This is a genomic window from Nioella ostreopsis, assembly GCF_004000255.1.
In the GTDB taxonomy this organism is placed as follows: Bacteria; Pseudomonadota; Alphaproteobacteria; order Rhodobacterales; family Rhodobacteraceae; genus Nioella; species Nioella ostreopsis.
Genome location: NZ_RCIQ01000010.1, coordinates 67,624 through 82,816 on the forward strand (window position 1 = coordinate 67,624; position 15,193 = coordinate 82,816).

At 64.0% G+C, this 15,193-nt stretch carries 15 protein-coding genes; 6 read left to right on the forward strand and 9 right to left on the reverse strand.

The genetic code is table 11. The features are described 5' to 3' along the window. Nucleotides 1-2: 2 nt before the first annotated feature. Both paaZ and EP237_RS11925 read right to left on the reverse strand, forming a co-directional pair. Nucleotides 3-2,021 carry a phenylacetic acid degradation bifunctional protein PaaZ gene (gene paaZ, locus EP237_RS11920; RefSeq protein ID WP_127561123.1) on the reverse strand — a complete coding sequence of 673 codons (2,019 nt, stop codon included), beginning with the start codon at nt 2,019-2,021 and terminating at the stop codon, nt 3-5. After that, on the reverse strand, nt 2,018-4,069 hold the full coding sequence (locus tag EP237_RS11925; RefSeq protein ID WP_127561124.1) for an FAD-dependent oxidoreductase: 2,052 nt from the start codon (nt 4,067-4,069) through the stop codon (nt 2,018-2,020). Before EP237_RS11925 ends, paaZ begins: the two co-directional genes overlap by 4 nt. 93 nt (nt 4,070-4,162) lie before the next feature. Between EP237_RS11925 and paaG the strand changes: the two genes are divergently transcribed. The 6 genes from paaG (at nt 4,163) to EP237_RS11955 (ending at nt 9,205) form a co-directional block, all read left to right on the forward strand. Further along, complete coding sequence (paaG, locus tag EP237_RS11930) at nt 4,163-4,948, forward strand: 2-(1,2-epoxy-1,2-dihydrophenyl)acetyl-CoA isomerase PaaG (protein ID WP_127561125.1); 786 nt, start codon at nt 4,163-4,165, stop codon at nt 4,946-4,948. After that, on the forward strand, nt 4,945-5,370 hold the full coding sequence (gene paaI / locus EP237_RS11935) for a hydroxyphenylacetyl-CoA thioesterase PaaI (RefSeq protein WP_127561126.1): 426 nt from the start codon (nt 4,945-4,947) through the stop codon (nt 5,368-5,370). The genes paaG and paaI overlap by 4 nt, the downstream gene beginning before the upstream one ends. 7 nt (nt 5,371-5,377) lie before the next feature. Further along, nucleotides 5,378-6,688 (forward strand): phenylacetate--CoA ligase PaaK, encoded by a 1,311-nt coding sequence (paaK, locus tag EP237_RS11940; protein ID WP_127561127.1) that lies wholly within the window; start codon nt 5,378-5,380, stop codon nt 6,686-6,688. A gap of 3 nt (nt 6,689-6,691) precedes the next feature. After that, entirely contained in the window at nt 6,692-7,288 is a 597-nt protein-coding gene (locus EP237_RS11945; protein WP_127561128.1) for a TetR/AcrR family transcriptional regulator, read from the forward strand. Nucleotides 7,289-7,373: 85 nt separating this feature from the next. After that, nucleotides 7,374-8,270 carry a DMT family transporter gene (locus EP237_RS11950; RefSeq protein ID WP_164744692.1) on the forward strand — a complete coding sequence of 299 codons (897 nt, stop codon included), beginning with the start codon at nt 7,374-7,376 and terminating at the stop codon, nt 8,268-8,270. Between the two features lie 89 nt (nt 8,271-8,359). Then, nucleotides 8,360-9,205: a LysR substrate-binding domain-containing protein gene (locus EP237_RS11955; protein WP_127561130.1), complete on the forward strand. Its 846-nt coding sequence runs from the start codon at nt 8,360-8,362 to the stop codon at nt 9,203-9,205. Here the strand turns inward: EP237_RS11955 and EP237_RS11960 are convergent. The 7 genes from EP237_RS11960 to pcaF are packed head-to-tail and all read right to left on the reverse strand — an operon-like array spanning nt 9,202 to nt 14,794. Further along, nucleotides 9,202-9,954, reverse strand: a complete 753-nt coding sequence (locus EP237_RS11960; RefSeq protein WP_127561131.1) for a Phenylacetic acid catabolic protein — start codon at nt 9,952-9,954, stop codon at nt 9,202-9,204. The two genes, EP237_RS11955 and EP237_RS11960, sit on opposite strands and share 4 nt — an antisense overlap. An 11-nt stretch (nt 9,955-9,965) precedes the next feature. Next, nucleotides 9,966-11,036 (reverse strand): 1,2-phenylacetyl-CoA epoxidase subunit PaaE, encoded by a 1,071-nt coding sequence (gene paaE, locus EP237_RS11965; protein ID WP_127561132.1) that lies wholly within the window; start codon nt 11,034-11,036, stop codon nt 9,966-9,968. A gap of 12 nt (nt 11,037-11,048) precedes the next feature. Beyond that, nucleotides 11,049-11,510, reverse strand: coding sequence for a 1,2-phenylacetyl-CoA epoxidase subunit PaaD (paaD, locus tag EP237_RS11970; protein WP_206052290.1), 462 nt, complete (start codon nt 11,508-11,510; stop codon nt 11,049-11,051). Between the two features lie 5 nt (nt 11,511-11,515). Continuing rightward, the gene (paaC, locus tag EP237_RS11975) at nt 11,516-12,277 is read right to left on the reverse strand and encodes a 1,2-phenylacetyl-CoA epoxidase subunit PaaC (protein ID WP_127561133.1); all 762 of its coding nucleotides are present in this window, start codon (nt 12,275-12,277) and stop codon (nt 11,516-11,518) included. Then, nucleotides 12,277-12,561 carry a 1,2-phenylacetyl-CoA epoxidase subunit PaaB gene (paaB, locus tag EP237_RS11980; RefSeq protein ID WP_127561134.1) on the reverse strand — a complete coding sequence of 95 codons (285 nt, stop codon included), beginning with the start codon at nt 12,559-12,561 and terminating at the stop codon, nt 12,277-12,279. Before paaB ends, paaC begins: the two co-directional genes overlap by 1 nt. A gap of 21 nt (nt 12,562-12,582) precedes the next feature. Further along, complete coding sequence (gene paaA, locus EP237_RS11985) at nt 12,583-13,575, reverse strand: 1,2-phenylacetyl-CoA epoxidase subunit PaaA (protein WP_127561135.1); 993 nt, start codon at nt 13,573-13,575, stop codon at nt 12,583-12,585. A gap of 16 nt (nt 13,576-13,591) precedes the next feature. After that, complete coding sequence (gene pcaF, locus EP237_RS11990; protein WP_127561136.1) at nt 13,592-14,794, reverse strand: 3-oxoadipyl-CoA thiolase; 1,203 nt, start codon at nt 14,792-14,794, stop codon at nt 13,592-13,594. Nucleotides 14,795-15,193 lie beyond the last annotated feature (399 nt).

The following is a 15,193-nucleotide window of genomic DNA, read 5'->3' on the forward strand; positions in this document are numbered from 1 at the left end:
TCTCAGAAGGCGACCATGGTCAAAAGCTCGTATTCCGCGACCATTTCGTCATCCTGATTGGTCAGGGTCGCATGCCAGCGGACCTCGCCATACTCATCATTGCGCCGGGTCTTCTTTTTCACCGTCAGCCGCACCTTGATCGCATCGCCCGCCTGCACCGGCTTCATGAAACGCAAAGCATCAAGCCCGGTATTGGCCAGAACCGGCCCTTCATTGGGTTCCACGAACAGCCCCGCCGCAAAGGACAGCAGCAGATAGCCATGCGCCACGCGCCCCGGGAAGAACGGGTTCCGCTTCGCGGCCTCCTCATCCATATGGGCGTAGAAGGTGTCACCGGTGAAATGGGCGAAATGCTCGATATCCTCCAGCGTCACGACACGCGGATCGGTGTGGATGGTCTCGCCAATCGCCAGCTCGCCAAAACGGCGGGTGAAGGGATGCGCGCCTGCGTCGATCTCTGCCGCGCCGGGCACCCAGGTGCCGCCGATGGCCGACAGGATATCCGGGCTGCCCTGAATGGCGGTGCGCTGCATGTAATGCATCACGCCCCGGATGCCGCCCAGTTCTTCGCCCCCGCCCGCGCGGCCCGGCCCACCATGGACCATATGCGGCAGCGGCGAGCCGTGGCCGGTGCTTTCCTTCATCGAGTCACGGTTGTTGAAATAGAGCCGCCCGTGGAACGCCCCCGACCCAAGCGCCACCTCGCGGGCAACAGCCGGATCATGGGTGATGACCGACGCCACCAAAGACCCCTGCCCCCGGTTCGCCAGGTCCACCGCATGCCCCAGATCGCGGTAGCCCATGACGGTGCTGACCGGCCCGAAGGCTTCCGTGTCATGCACACGCTCGGCCCTATCCGGGTCCGCGCAATGGAACAGCATCGGCGGCAGGAAGGCCCCTTTCGATCCGGCCATGGCGAAATTCTCAGGATCACCAAAGACCCGTTCCGCCTCTGCCCCGATCAGAGCCGCTTTCTCCAGCACATCAGCCTTTTGCGCCGAACTGACCAGCGCGCCCATGCGGACGCCTTCGTCCTGCGGATTGCCGATGGTGGTGCTGCCAAGCCGCGCGGACAGTGCCTCCAGCAACGCAGGCACAGAAGCCTCCGGCGCGATGATCCGGCGAATGGCGGTGCATTTCTGCCCGGCCTTCGCGGTCATCTCGCGGGTGACTTCCTTGACGAAAAGGTCAAACTCAGGCGTGCCTGCGACGGCATCGGGGCCAAGGATCGAGGCATTCAGACTGTCCTGCTCCGCCACGAAGCGCACCGAATTGCGCAGGATCACCGGGTTCGACCGCAGCGCCAGAGCCGTCTGTGCCGATCCGGTGAAGCTGACCACATCCTGACAGCCAAGCCGGTCGAGCATATCGCCTACACCGCCCGACACCAGTTGCAACGCGCCGGCGGGCAGGATGCCACTTTCCAGCATGATCCGAACGGCCATTTCGGTCACGTAACAGGTGGCCGTCGCCGGTTTTACAATCGCAGGCACCCCCGCCAGCAGCGTCGGCGCGAGCTTTTCCAGCATCCCCCAAACGGGGAAGTTGAACGCGTTGATGTGAACCGCAACCCCTTGCAATGGCGTCGCAATATGCTGACCAAGGAACGTCCCGTTGCGGCTCAGCTGCTCCACCTCACCATCGAGATAGACATGCCCGTCCGGCATTTCCCGCCGCCCCTTGGAGGCGAAGACGAACATGGTGCCGATGCCCCCGTCGATGTCGATCAGGTGGTCGGATTGCGTGGCCCCGGTGTTGAAGCTGAGGTCATAAAGCGCCTGCTTGTGCTTGCCCAGTTCCAGCGCCAGCGCCTTCAGCATCCGCGCCCGGTCGTGGAAACTCATTGCCCGCAGCACCGGTCCGCCCACACCCCGCGCATAATCCAGCATGTCCTGCACCGGCAGGGCCGATCCGGCCCGTGCCATCGGCTCCCCCGTCACCGCACTCGCGATCATCCGGGCGTTGCTATCGGGCGCGATCCACTCGCCCGCGGCGAAGCTTTTGATATCCAGCAGGCTCATTCCGTCTCTCCTTCCAACGCGCGCGCAAGGTGCTCGGCCATGACCCAGGATCCGGGGCTTTCCCCCGCCACCTCGGCGATCACCCGGGCCATCGCGGCCCACCCCACCTGCGCCGCATAGTGCATCGGCCCGCCCCGCCAGCGCGGGAATCCGTAGCCATGCAGCTTGACCATATCGACCGCCGCGAAATCCTCGGCGATGCCTTCCTCGACGATCCGCGCGCCCTCATTGGCGTAGACGGCCAGCAGCCGGTCGCGGATATCTTGTTCTGAATAGCGGCGCCGGGTGATGCCGCGTTTGGCGGAATACTCAACGATCAGCGCCTCAACCTCCGCATCACGCTCCGGCGTGCGGCTGCCCTCGGTATAGGCATACCAGCCCTTGCCGCTGCGCTGCCCGAGCCGACCCATTTCACACAGCGTATCCGCAATGCGTTCGTAGCGTTCCGCAGGGTCGCGCGTCTCCGCCTGCCGCTTGCGATTGGCCCATGCAATCTGCAAGCCCGTCAGGTCCTGCAATTCGAACGGCCCCATCGGCATGCCGAAGCCGCGCATCGCCGCATCCACCTCATGCGGCATCGCGCCATCGGCCAGCAGATATTCCGCCTCGCGCCGATAGGCCGAGAGCATCCGGTTGCCGATGAACCCATCACAGATGCCCGACAGCACCGCGATCTTGCGCAACCGCTTGGCCAGCTGAAACCCGGTGGCCAGCACATCGGGGTCGGTGTCAGGGGTGTTCACCACCTCAACCAGCTTCATCACATGGGCGGGCGAGAAGAAATGCAGGCCGAGACAGCGGGCCTTGTTCGGGACCGCCGCGAAAATCTCTCGTGGATCGAGATAGGAGGTGTTGGTGGCAAGGATGGCATCCTGCGACAGATGCTTTGCCAAATCCGCAAACACCGCCTGTTTGACGGCCAGGTCCTCGAACACCGCCTCAATCGCCAGATCGACGCCAGAGGCCGCCGCGTAATTGTCCACCGCCGCAAAGGCGGTCATCTGTTTATCATACTGGGATTGCGAAATTTTCCCGCGTTTCAGCGCCCCGGCAACCAGCCCCTCCACCCGGCCCTGCGCGGCGCTTGCCTCTTCTGCAGAGCGTTCGATCAGAGTCACCCGCAACCCGGCAGACAAACACGATGCCGCAATGCCCGCCCCCATCAGCCCGCCACCGACCACGGCCACATGAGACAGATCGCGCGGCGTGGCACCCGCAATCGCCTTGGGCTTCATCACCTGTCGTTCCGCAAAGAACGCATGGCGCAACGCGCGGCTTTCGGCCCCGGCGCGCATCTCCAGATGCCGGGCGCGTTCCATGGGCTGACCTTCCGCGAATGGCAGGGCCGCCCATTGCAGGGCCTCCAGGTTCAACAGGGGCGATTGCTGGCCCTTGGCGCGTTTGGCGATCTCCGCTGCCCTGGCCGCATAGTCCGCATCACTCAACACGTCGCACGTTCGCGCGCTGACTGCGACGGGACGCTCTGGCAGATCGGCGGCGAACGCACGAGCGGCGGCCTCCAGATCGGTCTCCACCCGGTCCACCCCGCCAAGCGCCAGCATGTCCTCGGCAGAATACATCCGCCCTTTGCACGCCATCTCAATCGCGGCCTCCATCCCGATCAGGCGCGGGGCGCGTTGCGTGCCCCCTGCCCCGGGGATAATGCCCACATTCACTTCCGGCAGGCCAAACTTGGTCCCCGGCGCGGCGAAACGCCAGGCGCAGCCCATGGCGATCTCGAAGCCCCCGCCCAGAACCGTGCCGTGCAGCAGCGCCAGAAATGGCACAGCTGAGTCCTCGATCAGCTGCACCACATCGGGCAGATGCGGTAAAGCCGCCGGACCGTCAAATTCCGACATGTCACCGCCCGCGATGAAGGTCCGGCCCGCGCAGGTCAGCACCGCAAGGCGCGCGCCCTGCACCTCTGACACCGCCCGTTCCAGCCCCGCCCGCACCGCCTGCGACGTGGCATTCACCGGCGGGCTGTCAATGGTGACCCACGCAATATCTCCGTCTTTTCTGACAGTTACTGGTGCATCAGTGGCCATTGCGACGATCCCTCCCTCACGGCATTGCGGAATTTATTGACCAACCGTTCGGTTTATGCAAGAGATTCCTGAGCGAGGGAGGAGAGGCCGCAGATGAGCGACACGGTATTGGTAACGGACCACGGGGACTGGCGGGAAATCACGCTCAACCGCCCCGACCGGCTGAACAGTTTCAACGAGGAAATGCACCTTGCCCTGCGCGCGGCCCTGTCTGATGCGCGCGATGGCGGCGCACGGGCGATCCTGCTGACCGGCGCGGGCCGAGGCTTCTGCGCCGGGCAGGATCTGGGCGACCGCGACCCCTCGAAAATGGATGGCCCGCCCGATCTGGGCCATACCGTCCGCACCTTCTACGCCCCGCTTGTGCGGCTCATCCGCGACATGCGCCTGCCCGTGATCTGCGCCGTAAATGGCGTCGCAGCGGGGGCTGGCGTCAGCCTCGCTCTCGCTTGCGACATCGTGCTGGCGGCGGAGAGCGGCAAATTCATCCAGGCCTTCAGCAAGGTCGGTCTTGTCCCCGACACCGGCGGCAGCTGGCACCTGCCCCGCCTTCTGGGTGAAGCCCGCGCCAAGGCACTCGCCATGACGGCGGAACCCCTGCCCGCCCAAACCGCCGCCGACTGGGGCCTGATCTGGCGCACCTACCCGGATGACCAACTGATGGCGGAGGCGCGCGCGCTGACCGCCAAGCTTGCCAAAGGCCCGACCCTCGGGCTTGGCCTCACGAAACGCTGCATCCAGGCCGCCGCCACCAACACGCTCTCCGATCAACTCGATCTTGAAGCCGACGCCATGAAAACCTGCGGCGAAAGCGCCGATTATGCCGAGGGCGTCAGCGCCTTCCTGTCGAAACGCCAGCCGGAGTTCAAAGGCCGATGACCCCCGAAACCCGTGCCCAGAAATCCGCCGAAGCCATGTGGGCCGACGACAATGCCTCCCCCTGGTTCGGCATGGAGATCGTGGAGGTCAGCGAAGGACACGCCACGCTGGCCTTGACCGTGGAACCCCACCACGCCAACGGCCACGGGATCTGCCACGGCGGCGTGACCTTCTCGCTCGCCGACAGCGCCTTTGCCTTCGCCTGTAACAGCCGGAACCAGAACACGGTCGCCCAGACCAACACCATCACCTACATCGCGCCGGGCCGCGTCGGCGACCGGCTGACCGCCGTGGCCCGCGAGATCAGCCTGACCGGGCGCAGCGGCATCTATGACGTGACCGTGACCAACCAGGACGGCACCGTGATCGCGGAGTTCCGGGGCAATTCCCGCGCGATCCGTGGCCAGTTGTTCGAGGAGTAAAACCGACATGAAAGACCTCAGCCCCCGCAAGGAAGAGCTTGACCCGATTGAAATCGCCTCGATCGACGAGATCCGCGCCCTGCAGCTCGACCGCCTGAAATGGTCCGTCCGCCACGCCTATGACAATGTGCCGATGTACCGCCAGAGATTTGACGCGGCGGGCGTGCATCCCGATGATCTGCAACAACTTTCCGATCTGGCGAAGTTCCCCTTCACCTACAAGACGGACCTGCGCGACAATTATCCTTTCGGTCTTTTCGCCGTGCCGCGCGACCAGATTTCCCGCATCCATGCCTCCTCCGGCACCACCGGGAAACCCACGGTTGTGGGTTACACGAAAAACGACATCAGCAACTGGGCCGACCTCGTCGCGCGCTCCATGCGCGCCTCCGGCACCCGTGCAGGCGATATCGTGCATGTGGCCTATGGTTATGGCCTCTTCACCGGTGGCCTCGGCGCGCATTACGGGGCCGAACGGCTCGGCGCGACGGTGGTGCCCGTCTCGGGCGGCATGACCGAACGGCAGGTCACTCTGATCAACGACTTCAAGCCCACGACGATCATGGTCACGCCGTCTTACATGCTCAACATCCTCGAACAATTCCACAAACTGGGCCTCGATCCGCGCGAAAGCAGCCTTGAGGTCGGCATTTTCGGGGCCGAGCCCTGGACCGACGCCATGCGCAAGGAGGTTGAGCAAGCCTTCGACATGCATGCCGTTGATATCTATGGGCTTTCCGAGATCATGGGGCCGGGTGTGGCCAATGAATGCGTGGAAACCAAGGACGGCCCGGTGATCTGGGAGGATCACTTCCTGCCCGAGATCATCGACCCCGAAACCGGCGAAGTGCTGCCCGATGGCGAACTTGGCGAACTGGTCTTCACGACGCTGACCAAGGAAGGCCTGCCGATGATCCGCTACCGCACGCGGGACCTGACGCGGCTTCTGCCCGGCACGGCGCGATCCATGCGGCGGATGGAGAAGATCACCGGCCGCTCTGACGACATGATGATCCTGCGTGGCGTCAACGTCTTCCCCACCCAGATCGAGGAACAGCTGATGGCGACCGGCGGCCTCGCGCCCCATTTCCAGATCGAGCTCTATACGGCCGGTCGAATGGACGCGATGCGCGTGCATGTGGAGGCCCTGCCCGACGCCACCGACGAGCTGTCGAAAACCGCTGCCTCCCGGATGCTGTCCAAGCGGGTGAAAGACATCGTCGGCATTTCCATCGAGGTGAATGTGGGCGATCCCGGTGCCGTGGCCCGCAGCGAGGGCAAGGCCAAGCGCGTCGTCGACAACCGCGAGAAAGGATAAGCCTTGGCCCGGACCATCGCGAAAGACCACGACCAGAAACGGGACCAGATCCTGCATTCGGCGGCCAAGATCTTCGCCACCGAGGGCTTCGACCGCGCCTCGATGGCGCAACTTGCCAAGGAATGCGGGATCTCGAAGGCAAACATCTACCACTACTACGACAGCAAGGACGCGATTCTTTTCGACATTCTCGACAGTTACCTGTCGGGCCTGCGGGATCTCATCCTTGCCACCGATGTCGAGGGGCTCTCGCCGGAGGACCGTCTGCGCCGGGTGATCCGCGATGTTCTGCGCGCCTATCAGGGGTCGGATTATGAGCATCAGGTCCAGCTCAATGCGCTCTCGGCTCTGCCCGAGGACCAGCAGGACCGCATGCGCGCCTATCAACGTGACATGGTGCGCTATCTCTCCGATTGCATCCGCGCGGCGGCCCCGCAGGTCTTCGGCGACGACCGGGCCAAGCTGCGCGCCGTGACCATGTCGGTCTTCGGCATGCTGAACTGGTATTACATGTGGAACGGCGGCGCGGCACCGCAGGCCCGTGACGCCTATGCCACGCTGGTTGCGGACCTGACGCTGAGGGGCCTTCCGGGCATCTGAGGGCTTGCCCAGACCGTCCCGTCGGGGCAGGCTGCGCGGGGTCGGGCCATTCATGCCCGGCGCATCCCGAACAGGAGCCAAGCCCATGTCCCGCCTGCAGGAAATCGCACGGCAGCCCGGATCTGCCGCGGTCGCCATCGTGATTGGCGGCGCGATGTGGGGGCTGATCTGGATCCCGATCCGCGCCATCGAACAGGCAGGCCTGCCGGGGGCCTGGGCCGGGTTCTCGCTTTATTCCGCAGCCGTTGCCCTGATGATCCCGGTTCTGCTGTGGCTCAAGGCCCGCCCGCTCGCGCATCTGGCGGTGCTGGTGCCCTGCGGCTTGCTGACCGGATGCGCCTTCAGCCTCTATTCCACCAGCCTCGTTCTGACGGATGTGATCCGGTCGGTCTTGCTGTTCTATCTCTCCCCGATCTGGAGCACGGCCCTCGGCCTCGCCTTCCTGGGGGAAAGGCTGACCCCGGCCAGGATCGGCGCAATCGTACTCGGGATTGGCGGACTGGTGGTGATGATGGGGGTCGGAGCGCTCGGGCGCGGTCCCAATCTGGGGGATATTCTTGCGCTGATATCGGGGATGAGTTGGGCACTCGGGTCCTTCTTCCTCTATCGCGCGGGCACGGTGGCGGTGGCCGAGCAGGTCTTCGCCTTCGTCTTCGGCGCATTGGTCGTGACCGGCGCGACCCTCGTGATCGGCGGGGGTAGCCTTGGCGGCAGCTTCGCCCTTACGCATGTGATGGGCGCGGCCCCATGGTTCCTGATCTCGGGCCTCATCGTCGTTCCCATGCTCTTCCTGACCATCTGGCCGGCCACAGTCCTGACCCCGGCGCGGCTCGGGCTTCTGTTGATGAGCGATATCGTCGTCGGCGTGATCTCGGCCGCGCTCTGGTCGGGCGAGCCCTTCGGGTGGCGAGAGGGGATTGGCACGATGATGATCGTCGGCGCCGGATTCGTAGAGGTTCTGGGGCATAAATCGCAGGTTTGACCTGTTCCGCGCCCAGTTTTTGATCAAATCATGGAATCACACCTCTCAGGCATCTTCTGATTCTAGAATAACTCCGCTATATTGGCCGCATGAACACGCCCAGCCTGAACACGCTTCGTGCCTTTGACGCGGCGGCACGCCACAAGACCCTTGGCGCGGCCGCGCGGGAACTTCAGGTAACAACAGGGGCAGTTTCACAACAAATCAATCAGTTGGAAGCTACACTTGAAGCAAAGCTTTTTGAACGACACCGCCGTGGCCTGCGCCTGACAGAGGCCGGGTTGCGGTTGCACAGACCCATCGAACACGCCATGGGGCTGATTCAACAGGGTATAGATTCTCTTAAATCACGTTCCACGCAGATTTCCATCGCACTCAGTCCCTCTCTGGCCGCAAAATGGCTGATTCCGGGCCTGTCGGAGATTGCGGAAGCAAACCCGGAAATCGACCTTCAGATCATCACCGCACAAGCCCCGGATCAGAGTGATGCGGAGTTCATCCTGCATCTCGGCGCGGCGCCCTCCACCGCCGGGCGGAAGGTCGATCTGCTCTGCGAAACCACGCTGGTCGCTGTGGCCGGTCCCACGCTCATCGCCCGCGCGCCGGTGATCGCGCGCGAAAGCTTCTTCGCGCAATACATACTGATCGAGGATGCCAGACGTCCCTGGGCCAGATGGCTGAACCAAAGCGGAACCGCCTTCCAAGCGCATCAGGTCGCGCAGACCGCCCTCGCCCTGGACGCGGCAGAGGCGGGAACCGGCATCGCCCTTGTCCCCGCAATCATGGCAAAAGACGCCCTTGCCGCCGGGCGTCTCGTGAAACTGAAGGAATTCCCGCCCGAACCGGGCCAGGGGCTCTACCTGATCCGCCCCGCCAACACGCCTGCAAGCGCAGCACGGCGCATCGTCGAGGACTGGATTCGCAGCGCCGTCTAGGCCGCGCTCAGCCTCACGCGAGACAGCGCCGCTCCGGCCTCCGCCTGCCAGCGGGCAAACAGCTCGCCTCGCGACGCATGGCGCAACCCCATGGCGCGCAGCTGATCGAACCGGGCGGGATCGCCCTGCCCGAAACTCGCCGCCACACGGGGCCACCAATAGGCGACAGAGGCTTGCAGCGCCTCTCCCTGCCCCTCTGACACCAGCCGCTCCAGCCCTTCCTCGGCCAGCTCCGCATGGCGGAGTTCCACCGGCGCCACAGCGCGAAACGCCTCGGCCAGCGGCTGGTAGCTCACCATCTGCATATCTGACAGCTGCGCCACCACGGCGCGGCCCATCAGCAGGTTCATAACCACAGCATCGCCCCAGCCATCCAGTGGATAATTGAACACCGCCAGCCGCATATCATGGTCGCCGCGCACAGCCCCGATATCGGCGTCACGTTCCAGCCGCGCGGTCCAGGGGTGGTGGTTGGCATAGCGCGCCGTATCGACGCCAAATTCGCCCATCACCCGCAGCACCTTGTCCGCATGATCAGTCTTTTCCAGCACGATCCGCGCCGCAGCGATCCGTTCCTTGATGCCGGGGCCTGCGTTGATCACATCGGCAAAGCCCGCCGCCCCCGCCAGTTCGCTATCGACGAAACTGGCCATCAGCTTCATCAGCTCGGCGCGGTAGCGCGGCGGCACATTGGCGGGGCTGGTCAGCACGCCGCCCTGGGCCAGATACTCCTCGATCTTCATCTCCATGATCCGGCTCCTTACTGGTCGAAGTCCACGACCACGCGGTCGGTGACGGGATAGGACTGGCAGGACAGGACGTAGCCCTTGGCGACCTCGTAATCCTCCAGCGCGTGATTGGCGACCATCTCGACCTCGCCCTCCAGCACCCGGCAGCGGCAGGTTGAACAGACCCCCGCCTTGCAGGCATAGGGCGCGTCCATGGCGTTTTCCAGCGCCGCATCGAGCACGCTGGTATCCTTGCCCACGGTCAGCGATCGGGTGGACCCATCGAGCGTCACCGACAGGGCCGCCTGATTGGCGGCGCTTCCCGCATCCTTCGACACGACCCGCCGCGCCAGCCGCCCCGGTTGGGCCGAGGCAAAGAGCTCGAACTTGATCTGCGCATCGTTCAGCCCATGCGCCCGCAGCGCCTTGGCGATGCCCAGCATCATCGGTTCCGGCCCACAGATGAAGGCGGTGTCGACACTGTCGATATCCACCCAACCCGTCCGCACAAGCTGCGCGACCTTTTCTTCGGTCACCAGACCGGTAAACAGATCAATCTCCTGCGCGTCGGTTTCCAGCACGTGGATCACGTTGAACCGGCCCATGTAGAGGTTCTTGAGATCCTCCAGTTCCTCGCGGAACATGATCGTGTTCACGCCCTTGTTGGCATAGACCAAGGTAAAGCTGGACCGGGGTTCCGTCGCCAGCGCGGTCTTGATGATCGACAGAACCGGGGTAATCCCCGACCCGCCCGCGAAGCCCAGGTAATGGCGGGCCTGGGACGCATCCAGCGCCGTGTGAAAGCCCCCCATGGGCGGCATCGCCTGCAGCGTATCCCCCACCTTCAGATCCTCGTTGGCCCAGGTGGAAAACGCCCCGCCATCGACGCGCTTGATCCCCACTTGCAGGATGCCCTCCTGCTTTCCGGCACAAATCGAATAGGACCGGCGCAACTCCTCTCCGTCGAATTCCCGGCGGAAGGTCAAGTACTGGCCCTGAATGAAGTCGAAGGCCTCGGCGTCCTCGGGCCTCAGGGTCACGACAACGGCGTCGCGGATCGTCTTGTGGATGTCAGTAACGGTGAGCTCGTGAAAGCGCGCCATGGGGCTCCTCCCTCATATGCACTTGAAATAGTCGAACGGTTCCAGACAGTCGCGGCAGCGCCACGTCGCCTTGCAGGGGGTCGATCCGAACTGGCTGATCCGTTCCAGGTTGCTGCTGTGGCATTGCGGGCAGCGGCTTGGGCCGCCCGCGGGTTGCGGCGGCGCGATGCCGTAATCTTCCAGCTTGGCGCGTCCCTTCTCGGTCAGCCAATTGGTGGTCCAGGGTGGCGAGATCTGGCGTTTCAGCTCCAGTTTCTCGATGCCGTGGCCGCGCAAGGCGATCTCGATGTCGAGATTGATGATGCTGGTCGCGGGACAGCCGGAATAGGTGGGCGTAACCGATACGATCAGCGTCTCGCCCTGCCATTCCACGCCCCGGATGATGCCCAGATCGACCAGCGAGATCACCGGGATCTCGGGGTCGGGCACGGCATCGAGCCACTCCCAGACCTGATCGACCGTAGGCTTCGCCATCACGCTCACCACGCAGCGCCCGGATAGGCGCGTTGCAGCCACTGCATCGAGGTCAGCAGATGACCCAGATGTTCGGTATGCATCCGGCCATTGCGCCCGCCCTTGTGGACGTAGCTGCCACCCGGAATGGCCAATGTGGCCTCCGCCAGTACCCGACCGACGATATCGTCGTATTCCGGGCGCAGCTCGGTGGGATCAGGGGCTATCCCGGCCTCCGCCAGCAGCTCATCCGACTTATCCTTTTCGAACATCTCTCCACAATAGGGATAGAGATAATCCAAAGCCGCCTGCATCCGGCTATGACTTTCCTCGGTTCCATCCCCAAGACCGATCACCGTGTCGCCAGAGCGTTCCAGGTGGTAAGTCACCTCCTTGTGGGCCTTCTCGGCGATGGCCGCGATCCGCGGATCGGACGATCCTTTCAGCCAATCGGTCATCACGAAGGACCAGGCGTCATAGAGGAACTGCCGCATCAGCGTCTGGCCGAAATCGCCGTTCGGCAGCTCCACCATCAGCACATTGCGGAAGTCCCAGGCGTCGCGCAGGAAGGCAAGGTTATCCGCCGTCCGCCCCTTGCCCTCGACCTCGCCCGCCAGCCCCAGCCAAAGCTGCGTCTGCCCGATCATGTCGAGCGCGGTGTTGGCCAGCGCGATGTCTTCCTCCAGCACCGGGGAATGGCCGCACCATTCCGACACCCGATGCCCGAGGATCAGCGTATTGTCCCCCATCCGCAGGAGGAATTCGAACAAAGCCTCGTCCCGGGTCATCACATATGCCCCACTTCGTCGGGAATGTCGTAGAAGGTCGGGTGGCGGTAGATCTTGCTTTCCGAAGGTTCGAACAACGGGCCTTTCTCGGAGGGTGAACTGGCCGCGATATGCTTGGCTTCCACCACCCAGATCGACACGCCCTCATTGCGGCGCGTGTAGACGTCGCGGGCGTTCTTCACCGCCATCTCCGCGTCCGGCGCATGGAGCGAGCCGACATGCCGGTGGCTCAACCCATGCTGGCCGCGAATGAAGATCTCCCACAGGGGCCATTCGTTTTTCATCTCTCGTCCTCCTCGACGGAATTACTCGGCCGCGACCTTGCGAGCGGCTTTCTTGCGGGCATGGGCCAGCAGCCCGTCGCGCACCCATTCCCCATCGTCCCAGGCCGCAACACGGTCTTTCATCCGGTCCACGTTGCAGGGGCCGTTCCCCTTGATCACATTGAAGAATTCGGGCCAATCCGGTTCACTGAAATCGTAATGCCCGCGCTCTTCGTTCCACTTGATGTTCGGGTCGGGAAGGTCGAGCTTCAGGTACTCGATCTGCGGAATGGTCTGGTCGACGAATTGCTGGCGCAGCTCGTCATTGGACTTCACCTTGATCTTCCACGCCATCGACTGTTCCGAATGGGTGGATTCCGCGTCGGACGGCCCGAACATCATCAGCGCCGGGAACCAGAGCCGGTTCAAAGCATCCTGCGCCTGCCGCTTCTGTTCCGGCGTGCCGAAGGCCATCGCGCGGATCGCGTCATAACCCTGCCGCGCATGAAAACTCTCTTCCTTGCAGATCCGCACCATGGCGCGGGCATAAGGCCCGTAGGACGTCCGCTGCAGCGCCACCTGATTGACGATCGCCGCGCCATCGACCAGCCAGCCCACAGCCCCGATATCGGCCCAGTTGAGCGTGGGATAGTTGAAGATCGAGGAATACTTCATCTTGCCTTCATGCAGCAGCTCAATGAGCTCATCCCGGCTGACGCCGAGCGTTTCAGCAGCGGAGTAGAGGTAGAGCCCATGCCCCGCCTCATCCTGCACCTTGGCCAGCAGGATCGCCTTGCGTTCCAGCGTCGGCGCGCGGGTGATCCAGTTACCTTCCGGCAGCTGCCCCACCACTTCGGAATGGGCGTGCTGGCCGATCTGACGGATCAGAGTCCGGCGGTAATCCTCCGGCATCCAATCGCGCGGTTCGATCTTGATGTCGTTGTCGATCTTGTCCTGAAAGGCGCGCTCTTCCTCGGACATCTCCTCGCGCGGTTTGATCCCGTTCGAGGCCGTCTTGATCATCTGTGCATACATTTTCCCGTGTCTCCCTTCAGACCCGTTCCAGGATCAGGGCCACACCCTGTCCCACGCCCACGCACATGGTGCAGAGCGCATAGCGCCCGCCCGTGCGGTTGAGTTGATAGGCCGCCGTCAGCACCAGCCGCGTGCCCGACATGCCAAGCGGATGGCCAAGCGCGATGGCGCCCCCGTTGGGGTTCACATGCGCCGCGTCATCGGCGACACCCAGTTCGCGCAATGTGGCCAAGCCCTGGCTGGCAAAGGCCTCGTTCAGTTCGATCACATCCATCTGGTCTATGGTCAGCCCCGCCTTGGCCAGCACCTTGCGCGTGGCGGGCACCGGGCCGATGCCCATGATACGGGGCTCTACCCCCGCCGCCGCCATCGCCACGACCCGCGCCATCGGGGTCAGCCCGTTGGCCTTGGCCGCGGCCTCTGATGCCAGCAGAACCGCCGCTGCGCCATCATTGACACCCGAGGCATTGCCCGCCGTCACCGTCTTGTCAGGGCCATTGACGCCTTTCAGCCCCGCCAGTTTCTCGGCACTGGTGCCGGGGCGCGGGTGCTCATCCGTATCGACCACCACGGGATCGCCCTTGCGCTGCGGCACCGTCACGGGCGTGATCTCATCGGCAAACAGCCCCGCCGCCTGCGCCGCCTCCCACCGGGCCTGAGACCGGGCGGCGAAGGCATCCTGATCGGCGCGGTTGATATTGTAATCCTCGGCCACGTTATCGGCCGTTTCAGGCATCGAATCCGTGCCATAGGCCGACTGCATCTTCTTGTTCACGAAGCGCCAGCCGATGGTGGTGTCATAGACCGCATTAGCCCGCGAAAAGGCGCTGGTGGCTTTCGGCATCACGAAGGGCGCGCGGCTCATGCTTTCGACGCCCCCCGCGATCACCAGGTCATAATCGCCCGCCTTGATCCCCCGCGCGGCCATACCCACGGCATCCATGCCACTGGCACAAAGCCGGTTCACCGTGGTGCCCGGCACGCTGACCGGAAGCCCCGCCAGCAGCGCGGCCATGCGCGCCACGTTGCGATTGTCCTCACCCGCCTGGTTGGCGTCGCCATAGATCACGTCGTCAATCGCGCCCCAGTCCACGCCCGGATTGCGCGCCATGAGGGCCGCTATGGGCAGCGCCGCGAGGTCATCGGTGCGGATCGAACTGAGCGCCCCCCCGTAACGTCCGATCGGCGTGCGCGTGGCGTCGCAGATGAAAGCGTCCATATGGCGGAATCCTCCCGAAAGTCTCGCAAATAACTGACCGCATGGTCGGGATATTCCGCAACGTGATTCGTTGCAAGAGAAATGTTACGCGATCAGGCAAGATTGCGAAGATTCCGTAACGCATTCACACAGCCGGACAATAGACCGACCTTCCCCTTCTTCTTGGCCCAAATACTCCCGCCGGAGGCATCCCCCCTCGCCACAAATCCGGAAACCCGACCCGACAGGCCGCCCTCCCAACAGATCCGTGGCAACGCGGACCGACGAGGCCTCCCGGCGCAAGCCGGGGGGTTGAGGAGGGCCGCTCGCGGGNCCTCGCCACAAATCCGGAAACCCGACCCGACAGGCCGCCCTCCCAACAGATCCGTGGCAACGCGGACCGACGAGGCCTCCCGGCGC